This window comes from Pseudomonas sp. LBUM1647, from assembly GCF_059716175.1.
Genome location: NZ_CP166809.1, coordinates 2,750,578 through 2,765,375, shown reverse-complemented (window position 1 = coordinate 2,765,375; position 14,798 = coordinate 2,750,578). Strand labels below are relative to the sequence as shown.

Here is a 14,798-nt window from a genome sequence, read left to right as displayed (position 1 = left end):
CATGACGGAATATAGACACACGTTGGGGATGCTGACGCTGTTGGTCAGTAGCCCGCCAGACAAGCGCACCGTCTTCGGTCGCGCCCTGACTCAGCTGGTCAATGATGTAGAAGAACGCGCCGTTCACGTGCTGGCGTCGGAAACCTTGAGCGACGCCACGTCGATCCTGCGTTCGGACCCGGCCATTCAATGCGTGCTGCTCAGCTGGGAAATGGACAAAAGCGAAGGCCACGAGGAATGCATCCAACTGCTGGTCAGCCTGCGTGAGCGCAATACCCGGGTGCCGGTTTTCTTGATTAGCGACCGCAGCACCGCGTCGAGCATTCCGCTGGTGGTCATGCAGCACGCCGACGACTTCATCTGGTTGCCCGAGGACACCAGTCGCTTCCTCAGTGGACGCATCCTGGCGGCCATCGAACGTTATCGCCAAGCCGCACTCCCTCCCATGTTCGGTGCGCTGGTGAAGTTTGCCCGGACTTATGAATACTCGTGGCACACCCCTGGACATGCCGGCGGCACAGCGTTTTTGAAGAGCACCGCGGGGCGCGCCTTCTACGAGTTTTTTGGCGAGAACCTGCTGCGTTCGGACCTGTCGATTTCGGTCGGTGAACTCGGCTCGCTGCTCGATCACAGCGGCCCCATCGGCCAGGGCGAGCGCTACGCCGCCAAGGTGTTCGGCGCCCACCGCACCTACTACGTCACCAACGGCTCGTCGATGTCCAACCGCGTCATCCTCATGGCCAGCGTCACGCGCAATCAGATCGCCCTGTGTGACCGCAACTGCCACAAGTCCGCCGAGCATGCGATGACCCTGTCCGGCGCCATTCCGACCTATCTGGTGCCGACCCGTAACCGCTACGGCATCATCGGCCCGATCCTGCCGCAAACCCTGAGCGCCGAAGGCGTGAAAGCCGCTATCGCCAGCAACCCGCTAGTCAAGCATGGCATCGATCCGACACCTGTCCACGCGATCATCACCAACTCCACCTACGACGGCCTGACCTACAACGTCACCCGCGTCGAAGAGTTGCTGGGGCAAAGCGTCGATCGCCTGCATTTCGATGAAGCCTGGTACGGTTATGCGCGTTTCAACCCGCTGTACCGCGAGCGCCACGCCATGCACGGCAGCCCGGACGATCACGACGACTCGAAGCCGACTGTGTTCGCCACCCAGTCGACCCACAAGTTGCTGGCCGCCCTGTCCCAGGCCTCGATGATTCACGTGCGTAACGGCCGCAACCCAATCGAACACGGGCGCTTCAACGAGTCGTACATGATGCATGCCTCGACTTCGCCGAACTACGCGATCATGGCTTCCTGCGACGTCAGCTCGGCAATGATGGAAGCGCCCAGCGGGCAAATCCTCACCACCGAATCGATCGAAGAAGCCATCAGTTTCCGCCAGGTCGTCTCGCGCATGCACAACGAGATGCTGAGCAAGGATGACTGGTTCTTTACCTGCTGGCAGCCGCCTACCGTGCAGGTTGGCGCCGCCACCGTGCCGTTCCATGAAGTCGACCCGGTGCTTTTGAAAACCGAGCCGAACTGCTGGGTACTGCATCCCAACGCGGTATGGCACGGCTTCGGTGACATCGAAGAAGGCTACTGCATGCTCGACCCGATCAAGGTCTCGGTGCTCAGCCCCGGCATGGGCGACGACGGCAACCTGCTCGACTCGGGCATCCCGGCCTGTGTGCTCACGGCCTACCTGGGACGTCAGGGCATCGTGGTCGAGAAAACCACCGACTTCACCATCCTGTTCCTGTTCTCCATCGGCATCACCAAAGGCAAATGGGGCACCTTGCTCAATGCCCTGCTCGACTTCAAACGCGACTATGACGACAACGTCGAACTGGAACTGTGCCTGCCGGATCTGCTGGCCGCCAACCAGACTCGTTACGCCGGCATGGGCCTCAAGGATCTGGCCGACGAAATCTTTGCCGCCATGAAGAAACACAAAACCACCGCCAACATGGCCCAGGCGTTCGGCACACTGCCGAAAGCCGAATTCAGCCCGGTGGAGGCCTACGAAAAACTGGTCAGAAACGACATCGAACGGGTGACACTCGAAGAAGCCGCTGGACGCATCGCCGCAACCGGGATCGTGCCCTACCCACCCGGCATTCCACTGTTGATGCCGGGTGAAAACGCCGGACCTGCGGACGGGCCGTTGCTGGCCTATCTCAAGGCGCTGGAAGCCTTCGACAAATCCTTCCCGGGTTTCACCCATGACACCCATGGGATCGAAAGCGAGGGCGGAGTTTATAGCTTGCTGGTGTTGAAATGAGCTAGCGCCTGTACGTACTGCGAAGTAAAAAAACGGGCGCCTTGAGGGCTAATACTGGTCAGTTAAGGCGCAAAACCTGTGGGAGCGAGCTTGCTCGCGATGGCGGCGCAACATTCAACATCAATGCTGACTGACCTGCCGCTATCGCGAGCAAGCTCGCTCCCACAGAGTCGGGTTTAAACCCTGACATTGCGTCCCGGCAACGATGATCGCTGGCTGGTTTCCCAATCCTGAACAAGCCCGACGGGCGCATCGGACGCCGGCAGCATGGTGCGCCCACGAACCAGATCGGAGGCCCGCTCGGCCAGCATGATGGTCGGCGCGTTGAGGTTGCCATTTGGCTCGGTCGGGAACACCGACGAGTCAATCACCCGCAAACCCGCGATGCCCCGCACACGCAGCTCGGAGTCAACCACGGCCATCTCGTCCTCGCCCATGCGGCACGAGCCGCAGGGATGGTAGGTGCTTTCGAGGTTTTCACGCACGAAGGCGTCGATTTCTTCGTCGGTGTTCACCTGTGGCCCGGGCGCGATCTCGCCGTCGCGGAAGCGGTCCATCGCCGGTTGGCCGATGATCTCGCGAGTCAGGCGGATGCAGCGGCGGAAACCTTCGCGGTCCTCTTCGCGTTGCAGATAGTTGAATTGAATCTGCGGATGTTCGTAAGGGTCAGCGGAACGCACCCGAACATAACCGCGACTCTTCGGTTTGTTCGGCCCGGTGAGCACCATGAAGCCGTGGCCCTTGATCGGTTTATTGCCGTCATAACGCATGGCCGCGGGCAGAAAGTGGAACTGAATGTCCGGCCAGCGCAGGCCCTTGTCTGAGCGGATGAAACCACCGGCCTCGAAATGGTTGGTGGCGCCGAGCCCGTCCTTGAACAACAGCCAGCGCAGGCCGATCAACAGCTTGCTCAAAGGATCCATTTTGCAGTTCAGCGTCACCGGCTCCTTGCAGCCGAACTGGATGTACACCTCGGCGTGATCCTGCAGGTTCTCCCCTACTCCCGGCAGGTCATGACGGACGCCTATCCCGGCTTTGCGCAGGACCTCGGCCGGGCCGATACCGGAGCGTTGCAACAAGTGTGGAGAGCCGATGGGCCCGGACGATACAAGCACTTCCCGGTTGCAATAAACCTGATGAGTCTGGCCTTCGTGGTCATACATGACGCCGACGGCTCGCTTGCCTTCAAGGATGATCTGACGGGTCATTGCATGGGTGACCACGGTCAGGTTCGGACGTCCCATCGCCGGGCGCAGGTAAGCGTTAGCCGTGGAGCAGCGCACGCCGTTTTTCACCGTCATGTGCATCGCGCCGAAACCTTCCTGCATGTAGCCGTTGCAGTCTTCGGTCTTGATGTAGCCCGCTTCTGCGCCAGCCTCGACCCAGGCCCCGTACAACGGGTTTTTCATGTGATTGCCATTGGTGGTGTGCAACGGGCCGGTGCCGCCGCGATAGCCGTCACCGCCCTCCTCGTAATGCTCGGCCCGTTTGAAGTAAGGCAGGCAATTGCGATAGCCCCAACCCTCTGCACCGAGGGACTCCCACTCGTCAAAGTCATAAGCGTGGCCACGGATGTACACCAGGCCATTGATCGACGATGAGCCACCCAGCACCTTGCCCCTTGGGCAGTGAATGCGACGTCCGTTAAGAAAAGGCTCCGGCTCGGTCTCGTAGCGCCAGTTGTACTTCTTGGTGTTCATCGGGATCGAGAAGGCACTCGGCATCTGGATCACCACACTGCGATCGCTGCCGCCGAATTCCAGCACCAGGACCGAGGTGGCCGGGTCTTCGCTCAAGCGGTTGGCCAACACACAACCTGCCGAGCCGGCACCGATGATGATGTAGTCGTATTTTTGCGTAGCCATGATTATCTCCGGACCGTCGATTCGTTAAAACCGTGCAACGAAGGCAGGGTCAACTTGTCGCCGGTGGTGTATTGCGGGGATGTTTTTTCGATGTGCTGGATGACGGCTTCTTCGCGCTTGAGGTCGATCGAGCGGCTGAACCAGTAGTAGACCAGCCCTGACACGATCAGCCCGACGAGCCAGGCGATATCGATGCTGCCGAGCGCTTTGGCGAGCGGGCCGACATACACTTCACGCTGTTCAACGCCATCGTAGATGTAGAAGAACGGAATCATCGAAATGAAGCCGATGGCATACGCCGCAATGCCGCGCAGGCCCCAGCTGCCGTAGATGTTGCCGTGGGGCATGAAGAAGTGCGGGATGGCGTAGCGACCCTTGCGGACGAAGAAGTAGTCGGTCAGGTTGACCGAGGTCCAGGGCACCAGGAAGTACAGCATCACCACCAGGTAGATGCCCAACACTGACAGTCCTTTGCCCGAACTCTGAATGCTCAGGGCCACGCCCAGTTGCAGCAGGATCACAAAACCAATCGCCAGAATGCGCGCCTTGCGGGTCGGCTCAATGTGTTTGATCGAGTCGACGCAGGTCAGCGTCGTCAACTTCGCGCTGTAGATGTTCATGGCGATGACCGGCAGGAACGCCAGGATCGTGACGACCACTACCACGGTCCCCATCAGCGGCGACACCGTGTTGCCCACTTGCCCAAGGGCCACCAGCACGTCCGTGGAATGCAGGTGATCGGCCAACCAGCCACCGACAGAGATCATCCATGCTCCGGACAACGAGGCACCCAGGAACACCACCGCGATCAGTTTGCCGCTGGAGGTGTTCTTCGGCAGGTAACGCGAATAGTCGGACACATACGGGGCGTAAGCGATGTTGTAACTCGCCGCTGCCGCGAACTGAGCGATGAAACCGGTCCAGTTGAAGCCCAATGGCGGCGGGGCCACTTCACCGGCCGCAAGTGCCGGCGCAACTGCATCAGGAACCCAGCCCATCAGCACGGCCAACGTCACCAGGCCGTAAAGCGGAAGCGACAGGTACAACGCCCATTTGAAACTGCGGTGCATCCAGTCATGCCCGAGGATCGCCAACACCGCCGCCGGTATCGTCACTGCCACCGCGATCACTGCGGGGTTGAAGCCGAATAGCGTGTGCAGCCCCTGCATCATCAACACCAGGTTGACGATGTTGAAACCGGCAAACACAAACAGCGTCGCCAGCAGCACCAGGATCACACCGCGATAGCCGAACTGCGCACGCGACTGGATCATCTGCGGCAAGCCAAGGTGCGGGCCTTGCGAGCCGTGAAAGGCCATGAACAACGTGCCGAACATGATGCCCAGCGTGCCGGCCAGTGTGGTCCAGAGCGCGGTCAGGCCGACGCTCGGGCCGACGAAACCGATGGTCATGGTAAAGAAGGTGAAATTGCCGAGGAACCAGAACGGGCCCTGGCTCGACAGTTTGTCGGTGCGCTCGCTCTCCGGGATGAAGTCAATCGAATGGCTTTCGACGACGGGTTTGTCGTCCAGGACCGACACGCTCGGGGCTGACTTGGCGTTAGTGTTCATGATGGTCTCTTATTGTTGGAAGATCATGACGAGATAACTGCATTCTTTTGGGTGAACGCCCCTGTGGGAGCGAGCAGGCTCGCTCCCACAGGGTTTGAGTCAGCCTTGACTCAGGGAAGTGTGATCCAGACCGCCTTGGTCTCAAGCAGATAATCGAGCTGCTCTGCGCCCAGGTCCTTGCCGAATCCGGACTGCTTGTAGCCACCGAACGGCATCGACGGGTCGAGGGTGCCGTGGGCGTTGACGTAGACCGAACCCGCTTTCAACCGCGGGATCAGGCTGTGCACCTTTCCAAGGTCATTGGAATACAGTGCCGCCGCCAGGCCGTAAGGCGAGTCATTGGCCAGGGCCAAGGCCTCTTCTTCATCGTCGAACGGCGCGGTGACCAACACCGGCCCAAAAATCTCTTCCTGGACGATGCGCATGTCGTTGCGGCAATGGGCAAAAATGGTCGGCTCGACGAAGAAACCGGGGCCTTCGACAGGCTGACCGCCGTAGACCAGTTCGGCACCTTCTTGCTTGCCGGTTTCGATGTAGTCGGTCACTCGCTCCTTCTGCAACGCCGAGACCAACGGGCTGATGAAGCAGTCTGGATCCAGACCCGGTGCGATTTTCAGCGTGCGGGTGTAGGCGATCAGTTCGCGCAGGAATTCGTCGTAGACGCTGCGATGAATATAGGCCCGCGTACCGGCATCGCATACCTGACCCGAGTTGAAAAACACGCCGTTGGCGATGGCCTGGGCGGCGGCTGGCACGTCGGCATCGGCCAATACGATTACCGGTGATTTTCCTCCGAGTTCGAGGGTTAGTCGCTTCATTTCGTCCAGCGCGGCGCGGCCTACGGTACGGCCGACCGGGGTCGAGCCGGTAAAGGTGAGTTTGTCGATTCCGGGGTGCGTGGCCATGGCCGCACCGACCACGCTGCCGCGTCCGGTCACGATATTGATCACCCCGTCCGGGATGCCGGCTTCCTGCACCAGTTCGGCAAAGCGCAAGGCCGACAACGAGGTCAGTTCGGCGGGTTTGACCACCACGGTGCAACCGGTTGCCAGGGCGGCGCCGAGCTTCCAGGCCATGGTTTGCAGCGGGAAGTTCCAGGGCACGATGGCGCCGACCACACCTACCGCTTCCTTGCGGGTATAAGCCAGGTAATTGCCCGGCAGCGACGGTTCAACGGTTCGGCCATGCAGCTTCGTCGCCCAACCGGCGAAATAACGCAGCGTATCGACCGTGCCCTGGATATCGACATCCCGCGCGAAGGCGACTGACTTGCCCATGTCGATCGATTCGATTTCCGCCAGTTCGGCGGCGTTGCTTTCAATCAGGTCCGCCAGGCGTTGCATCAGCCGTTCGCGTTCCGCCGGTTTGGCCTGACGCCAGGCGCCACCGTCAAACTGTGCCCGGGCTGCTTGCACCGCGCGGTCCAGATCCTCGGTAGTGCCCATCGGAATACGCGTGATCAGGCCCTCGGTCGACGGTTCAATAACATCGGACGTCTGCCCGTCGCTGGCCTCGACAAAGGCGCCACCGATGAACATCTTCTGCACCTTGCTGAGGAAGGTCTGGGTGGCTTCGGATACACCAAATTTCTGGAGATACTGCTTAACGATCGTGTCCATTTTTATTCCCTCTGTGCGGCGGTCAGATCACGCCGTGGCCGTGGTGGTTTCGCTCGTGACTTGCCGAGCTTTAGCCCGCTCATGGAAGATGAAACCGATGCTGTTGAGCAGCAGTTGCGCCGCCAGAATCGAGGTCATGCCGGAAGGGTCATAGACCGGTGCAACCTCCACCAGATCCATGCCAACGATGTTGCCTTGGCTGCGTTTGGCCAGGGCCTGGATGATTTCCAGCACTTCGTAATAAAGAAAGCCGCCGTGACTTGGGGTGCCGGTGCCAGGGGCGATGGACGGGTCGAAACCGTCGATGTCGATGGTGATGTAGTAGTTGATGTTCTGCGGGATCAACGCCAGCACACCTTCGACGCCGAGGCGGCGCACATCGCGGACCGAAAGGATCTTCGAGCCGGCCGCGTGGGCTGCTTCGTAGTCATCACGATTGGACGACGACACGTTGCGGATACCCATCTGGGTCATGCCGACGATGTGGTTCATTTCGGACGCGCGGCGCAGCGGGTTGCCATGGCCGTAGCGAACGCCATGACGCTCGTCGACGAAGTCCAGGTGTGCATCGAAGTGGATGATATGGATCGGGCCGCGGCCCTCGAACGCCTTGATCACCGGTGCGTGGACCGAGTGATCGCCACCGAGTACAACCGGCATGACACCGGCATCCAGAATCTTGCGCACGGCGTATTCGGTGTTCTCGTTACTGGTGACCATGTCGGTGTGCACGATATCGGCGTCACCCACATCGACCATGCGCACGTCCGATGCGGTCAGGTACATGACGTCATCTTCGTGGTCATAGGCGCCGGCATGGCCGAAGGAAAACAGGGTCGATGCCTCACGAATGCCACGTGGTCCGAAGCGTGCACCGGAACGCCACTGGGTACCCATGTCGTTGGGCACGCCGAGGACCGCCACGTCCGCATCCAATGCATCCCAATCGGTGCACACCGGGGATTTGCCAAAGGTGCAGTGACCCACGAATGGCAGGTTCAGGCGACCGGATTCATAACCGTTGTTCGACATTTCAGGCATCTCCAATTCTTGTTATCAGCTGGCGGACTTGGAAGGCGACCGCCGTTGGAATGACTATGGGTGCAGGTTTTCGTGGAAAAAATGCTAAACATCAGATACTCATATCGGCATTACCGATGCATCCACACGCGGGAGGTTCAAGGTGATCCAGCTGCACGATGTCGATCTGAAACTGCTCAGGGTGTTTGCCACGATTGTCAGGTGCGGGGGCTTTTCCGCCGCGCAGGCGGCGTTGAACGCCGGCCAGTCAACCATCAGCGAACAGATGACCCATCTGGAAACCCGGCTGGGGGTCAAGCTCTGTCAACGCGGGCGCAGCGGCTTTCGTCTGACCGAGCAAGGCGTGGCGATCCACGAAGCCACTCAGCGTCTGCTCTCGGCGGTGGAAAACTTCTGCATGGACGCCGACGTGCTCAAGCAGCACATCAGCGGCAAGCTCAATCTGGGGATCATCGACACCACCATTACCGATCCCGATTCTCCACTGCCGCGCACCACCCAACGCTTCGTGTCGAGGGGGCACGACGTCCATCTGAACGTGTACGTCGGCACCCCCGCCGAACTGGAAGAACGCGTGCTCGACGGCCGACTGCACCTGGCCATCGGGCACTTTCCGATCTACGTTCCGGGGCTGTTGCACTCGCCGCTGTATCAGGAAGCACTGGGGTTGTATTGCGGGCGGCGGCATCCGCTGTATGGCAGCAAGGCCGAGGGCGACGAACTGCTCGAAGAGATTGCCGCGAGCCGGATTGTCGTCAGGGGTTACATGCAGCAATACGACCTGGAACACTTGGGCGTCAGCAAGGCTGCGGCCACGGTGGACAACATCGAAGCGCTGGCGATTCTGCTGATCTCCGGCGCCTATCTGGGCTTTCTGCCGATGCACTTCGCAGCCCAGTGGATCAAGACCGGCGAGATGCACCAACTGGCGCCCACCAGCTTGCAACTGATGTCGCCGTTCGACGTGATCACCCGACGCGGCACTGCCCCGCCGCCGATCCTTCAGGCCTTTCTTGAAGATCTGGCCGCCTGTTCACGCACCACCGGCACCACCTGACAGACACTGCTGGTGCCGGTCATACTCATTCTGTTCGCAACCCTTGCAGGCCACCTATGCGCATCCACGTCACCTTCATCGACCGCGTCGGCATCACCCAGGAAGTGCTGGCCCTGCTCGGTGGGCGCCGTTTCAATCTGGATGCCGTCGAGATGGTGCCGCCCAACGTTTACATCGATGCCCCGACCCTCGGCGCCGATGTGCTGGAAGAGTTGCACGAGGCTTTTCTTGGGGTGCGCGGCGTACAAGCCGTGACGATGGTCGACATCCTCCCGGGGCAGCGCCGACGCTTGCAACTCGATGCCTTGCTGGCGGCCAGCACCGACCCGGTGTTGGCGGTGGATGAGCGCGGTCATGTGCTGCTGGCCAATCCGGCGCTGATCGCACTCTGTGGCCGTGAACCGGCCGGTGAGCCGTTGACGGCGCTCTTCGATGATCCCTCTTTGCAACAGACGTTGATCGAACACGGTTACCGCCTGCCCATGCATGAGGTCAGCCTCGGTGGCCAGACCCTGCTTCTGGACGCCATGCCGATCACCGATGCCGGCGCCCTGCTGACCCTGTACCAACCGAACCGCATCGGTGAACGCCTGTCGGCGCTGCATCACGACCATGCCGAAGGTTTCGACGCGCTGCTCGGCGAGTCCCCGGCGATTCGGACCCTCAAGGCCCGCGCCCAGCGCGTTGCAACGCTCGATGCACCGCTGCTGATTCAGGGCGAAACCGGCACCGGCAAAGAGTTGGTGGCGCGTGCCTGCCACGCGATCAGCGCACGACATGACTCGCCCTTCCTGGCGCTGAACTGCGCGGCACTGCCGGAGAGCCTCGCCGAAAGCGAGCTGTTCGGCTACGCCGCGGGCGCCTTCACCGGTGCCCAGCGCGGCGGCAAACTCGGCCTGCTGGAACTGGCCGACCAGGGCACGGTGTTCCTCGACGAAGTCGGCGAAATGTCGCCCTACTTGCAGGCCAAATTGCTGCGCTTTTTAAGCGATGGCTGCTTCCGTCGGGTGGGTGGCGATCGTGAGGTCAGGGTCAACGTGCGGGTCCTCAGCGCGACTCACCGTGATCTGGAAAAAATGGTCAGCGAAGGCAGTTTTCGCGAGGATCTGTTTTACCGCCTGAATGTGCTTAATCTGCAAGTACCACCGTTACGCGAACGGGGCCACGACATCCTGTTGATGGCCAACCACTTCATGCAGCAGGCGTGCGCGCAGATCCAGCGTCCGGTCTGTCGACTGGCGCCCGGGACCTATCCGGCGCTGCTCGGTAACCGCTGGCCGGGCAATGTGCGGCAACTGCAAAACGTGATTTTTCGCGCCGCCGCTATTTGCGAAAACCCGTTGGTGGACATCGACGACCTCGACATTGCCCGCACCGCCGTCGAGCGCAAAAACGACGGCGAGGTCGGCAGCCTGGAGGATGCCGTCGAAGGGTTTGAAAAGAACCTGCTGGAACAGCTCTACAGCAGCTATCCCTCCAGCCGTTTACTCGCCGCTCGCCTGCAAACCTCGCACAGTGCCATCGCTATCCGCCTGCGCAAATACGGCATTCCCAAAAAACCGTAAGCCCCCGCGCGATCCCCTGTAGGAGCTGCCGAAGGCTGCGATCTTTTGATCTTGATCTTCAGCGGCGTTGATATCGAAAACATCAAGATCGAGATCAAAATCAAAAAATCGCAGCCTTCGGCAGCTCCACAGGTTGAGCCATTCACTTGTCTGCAAATCAATACAGTGTATTGAATTCAAGACAAAACCCTCTCGACCTGTCTGGCCCGGGCTTCACACCCTCCCCCATGAATACCTGTATTGATTTCAATACGGATGCAACGCATCAATTTAATCAAAACCAACCTAACTAACTGATTTAACACTGATAACTAACATTGGCACCACCCTTGCTATCAACCCTCAAGCCACGCTCGTTGCCCGACACGAGCCTGTCCATCGCCATCCGCCACCAGCAGTGGATGAGTCTGAACAATGAGGAGTTGATATGAGCGAATTGCGTTTTACCGTCGATCACGAATGGCTGCGTCTTGAGAGCGATGGCCTGATCACTGTGGGGATCACCGCTTATGCCCAGCAAGCGCTGGGCGACGTGGTCTTCGTTCAGGTGCCTGAATTGCGCACCTTCGGAGCTGGCGATGAAGTGGCGGTGCTGGAGTCGGTGAAAGCCGCCAGCAGCGTGTACATGCCACTGGACGGCGAAGTGGTCGAGGTGAATTCGACGCTGGAAAGCTCTCCCGAATTGATCAACGAAGACGCACTGGGTGAGGGCTGGTTCTTCCGTATGCGCCCCAGCGACACGCGTGCAATGGACGCCCTGCTCGACCAGACCGCTTACGAGCGCCTGACCAACGCCGACGCTTGAGGATTTCCGTATGACCACCCTCCTCGACACCCGCAACGAATTCATCGCCCGCCACATCGGCCCGCGTACCGGCGACGAGCAAGCCATGCTCAACAGCCTCGGCTTCGACTCGCTGGAAGCCCTGAGCGCCAGCGTCATCCCCGACAGCATCAAGGGCACCAGCGTCCTCGGCCTCGAAGACGGCCTGAGTGAAGCCGATGCCCTGGCCTTGATCAAGTCCATCGCCGGCAAAAACCAGCTGTTCAAGACCTTCATCGGCCAGGGCTACTACGGCACCCACACGCCGTCGCCGATCCTGCGCAACCTGCTGGAAAACCCGGCCTGGTACACCGCGTACACCCCGTACCAACCGGAAATCTCCCAGGGCCGTCTCGAAGCGCTGCTGAACTTCCAGACCCTGATCAGCGACCTCACCGGCCTGCCGATCGCCAACGCTTCCTTGCTCGATGAAGCCACCGCCGCCGCCGAAGCCATGACCTTCTGCAAACGCCTGAGCAAGAACAAGGGCAGCCACGCGTTCTTCGCTTCCGTGCATTGCCACCCGCAAACCCTCGACGTGCTGCGCACCCGGGCCGAGCCGTTGGGCATCGACGTGGTGGTCGGCGATGAGCGTGAACTGACTGACGTGACGCCATTCTTCGGCGCCCTGCTGCAATACCCGGCGAGCAACGGTGATGTGTTCGATTACCGCGAACTGACCGAGCGCTTCCACGCCGCCAACGCCCTGGTGGCGGTGGCTGCTGATCTGCTGGCCCTGACCGTGCTGACTCCACCGGGCGAGTTCGGTGCTGACGTGGCCATCGGCAGCGCGCAACGCTTCGGCGTGCCGCTGGGCTTCGGTGGCCCGCACGCGGCTTACTTCTCGACGAAAGATGCGTTCAAGCGCGACATGCCGGGCCGTCTGGTCGGTGTCTCGGTGGACCGTTTCGGCAAGCCGGCCCTACGCCTGGCGATGCAGACCCGCGAGCAACATATCCGCCGCGAGAAGGCCACCAGCAACATCTGCACCGCCCAAGTGCTGTTGGCCAACATCGCCAGCATGTACGCCGTGTACCACGGCCCGAAAGGCCTGACCCAGATCGCCAACCGCATTCATCACCTGACCGCTATTCTGGCCAAAGGCCTGAATGCACTGGGCCTGAGCGTCGAGCAAGCAAGCTTCTTCGACACGCTGACGATCAAGACCGGCGCCAACACCGCCAAGCTGCACGACAAGGCGCGTGCGCAGCAGATCAACCTGCGCGTGATCGATGCTGAACGTCTGGGCCTGTCCCTCGACGAAACCACTTCGCAAGCTGACGTCGAAACGCTGTGGGCCCTGCTGGCCGATGGCAAAGCGCTGCCAGACTTCGCCGCCCTCGCCGCCTCCGTTCAAAGCACCATCCCGGCAGCCCTGGTTCGTCAGTCGCCAATCCTCAGCCACCCGGTGTTCAACCGTTACCACTCGGAAACCGAGCTGATGCGCTACCTGCGCAAGCTCGCCGACAAGGACCTGGCCCTGGATCGCACCATGATCCCGCTGGGTTCGTGCACCATGAAACTCAACGCTGCCAGCGAAATGATCCCGGTGACCTGGGCTGAATTCGGTGCCCTGCACCCGTTCGCCCCGGCCGAGCAAAGCGCCGGTTATCAGCAACTGACCGACGAGCTGGAAGCGATGCTCTGCGCCGCCACCGGGTACGACGCGATCTCGCTGCAACCAAACGCCGGTTCCCAGGGTGAGTACGCCGGCCTGCTGGCGATCCGCGCCTATCACCAGAGCCGTGGCGAAGACCGTCGCGACATCTGCCTGATCCCCTCGTCCGCCCACGGCACCAACCCGGCCACTGCCAACATGGCTGGCATGCGTGTGGTCGTGACCGCGTGCGATGCCCGTGGCAACGTCGACATCGAAGACCTGCGCGCCAAGGCCATCGAGCACCGCGAACACCTCGCCGCGCTGATGATCACCTACCCGTCGACCCACGGCGTGTTTGAAGAAGGCATCCGCGAAATCTGCGGCATCATTCATGACCATGGCGGCCAGGTGTACATCGATGGCGCCAACATGAACGCGATGGTCGGCCTCTGCGCCCCGGGCAAGTTCGGCGGCGACGTGTCGCACCTGAACCTGCACAAAACCTTCTGCATCCCCCACGGCGGTGGCGGCCCGGGCGTCGGCCCGATTGGCGTCAAGTCGCACCTGACCCCGTTCCTGCCGGGTCACGGCACCATGGAGCGTAAAGAAGGCGCGGTCTGCGCGGCACCGTTCGGCAGCGCAAGCATTTTGCCGATCACCTGGATGTACATTCGGATGATGGGCGGCGCCGGTCTGAAACGGGCTTCGCAACTGGCGATCCTGAATGCCAACTACATCTCCCGTCGCCTCGAAGAGCATTACCCAGTGCTCTACACCGGCAGCAACGGCCTGGTGGCGCACGAATGCATCCTCGACCTGCGTCCGCTGAAAGACAGCAGCGGCATCAGCGTCGATGACGTCGCCAAGCGCCTGATCGACTTCGGCTTCCACGCCCCGACCATGTCGTTCCCGGTCGCCGGCACGCTGATGATCGAGCCGACCGAAAGCGAATCCAAGGAAGAACTGGACCGCTTCTGCGACGCCATGATCCGCATCCGCGAAGAAATCCGCGCGGTGGAAAACGGCACCCTGGACAAGGACGACAACCCGCTGAAAAACGCCCCGCACACCGCGGCGGAAATCGTCGGCGAGTGGACGCATCCGTACAGCCGTGAGCAAGCGGTGTATCCACTCGAAACCTTGATCGACGCGAAATACTGGCCGCCCGTCGGTCGGGTCGACAACGTGTTTGGCGACCGCAACCTGATCTGTGCCTGCCCGTCGATTGCTGACTACCAGGACGCCTAAAAACACCTCATAACCCTGTAGGAGCTGCCGAAGGTTCGGGCCGCGCTCGGACGATCTTTTGATCTTGGATTCTAAAAATCAAAAGATCGCAGCCTCGTTGCACTCGACAGCTCCTACAGAAA

9 protein-coding genes are annotated in these 14,798 nt (G+C 60.9%); 5 read left to right on the top strand and 4 right to left on the bottom strand.

The features are described from left to right. Position 1 precedes the first annotated feature (1 nt). On the top strand, positions 2 to 2,287 hold the full coding sequence (locus ACA059_RS12550; protein WP_497634044.1) for an Orn/Lys/Arg family decarboxylase: 2,286 nt from the start codon (positions 2 to 4) through the stop codon (positions 2,285 to 2,287). 176 nt (positions 2,288 to 2,463) lie between these two features. Here ACA059_RS12550 and betA read toward each other — a convergent pair whose 3' ends face one another. From betA to speB, 4 genes are all read right to left on the bottom strand, one after another. Beyond that, positions 2,464 to 4,152, bottom strand: coding sequence for a choline dehydrogenase (gene betA, locus ACA059_RS12545; RefSeq protein WP_497634043.1), 1,689 nt, complete (start codon positions 4,150 to 4,152; stop codon positions 2,464 to 2,466). A gap of 2 nt (positions 4,153 to 4,154) precedes the next feature. Then, the gene (locus ACA059_RS12540; protein ID WP_497634042.1) at positions 4,155 to 5,723 is read right to left on the bottom strand and encodes a purine-cytosine permease family protein; all 1,569 of its coding nucleotides are present in this window, start codon (positions 5,721 to 5,723) and stop codon (positions 4,155 to 4,157) included. 110 nt (positions 5,724 to 5,833) lie between these two features. Continuing rightward, complete coding sequence (locus tag ACA059_RS12535; protein WP_008146745.1) at positions 5,834 to 7,342, bottom strand: aldehyde dehydrogenase family protein; 1,509 nt, start codon at positions 7,340 to 7,342, stop codon at positions 5,834 to 5,836. Positions 7,343 to 7,369: 27 nt separating this feature from the next. Continuing rightward, the gene (gene speB / locus ACA059_RS12530; RefSeq protein WP_497634664.1) at positions 7,370 to 8,374 is read right to left on the bottom strand and encodes an agmatinase; all 1,005 of its coding nucleotides are present in this window, start codon (positions 8,372 to 8,374) and stop codon (positions 7,370 to 7,372) included. Positions 8,375 to 8,525: 151 nt separating this feature from the next. On the opposite strand from speB, the gene ACA059_RS12525 reads away from it, so the two are divergent. The 4 genes from ACA059_RS12525 to gcvP all read left to right on the top strand — a co-directional run bounded on the left by ACA059_RS12525 (position 8,526) and on the right by gcvP (position 14,676). Next, positions 8,526 to 9,440, top strand: a complete 915-nt coding sequence (locus ACA059_RS12525; RefSeq protein ID WP_140894367.1) for a LysR family transcriptional regulator — start codon at positions 8,526 to 8,528, stop codon at positions 9,438 to 9,440. A gap of 56 nt (positions 9,441 to 9,496) precedes the next feature. Then, entirely contained in the window at positions 9,497 to 11,005 is a 1,509-nt protein-coding gene (gene gcsR / locus ACA059_RS12520; protein WP_497634041.1) for a transcriptional regulator GcsR, read from the top strand. A 427-nt stretch (positions 11,006 to 11,432) separates the two neighbouring features. Continuing rightward, positions 11,433 to 11,810: a glycine cleavage system protein GcvH gene (gcvH, locus tag ACA059_RS12515; protein ID WP_497634040.1), complete on the top strand. Its 378-nt coding sequence runs from the start codon at positions 11,433 to 11,435 to the stop codon at positions 11,808 to 11,810. Positions 11,811 to 11,820: 10 nt separating this feature from the next. Further along, positions 11,821 to 14,676 (top strand): aminomethyl-transferring glycine dehydrogenase, encoded by a 2,856-nt coding sequence (gene gcvP, locus ACA059_RS12510; protein ID WP_497634039.1) that lies wholly within the window; start codon positions 11,821 to 11,823, stop codon positions 14,674 to 14,676. The last annotated feature ends 122 nt before the right edge of the window (positions 14,677 to 14,798 follow it).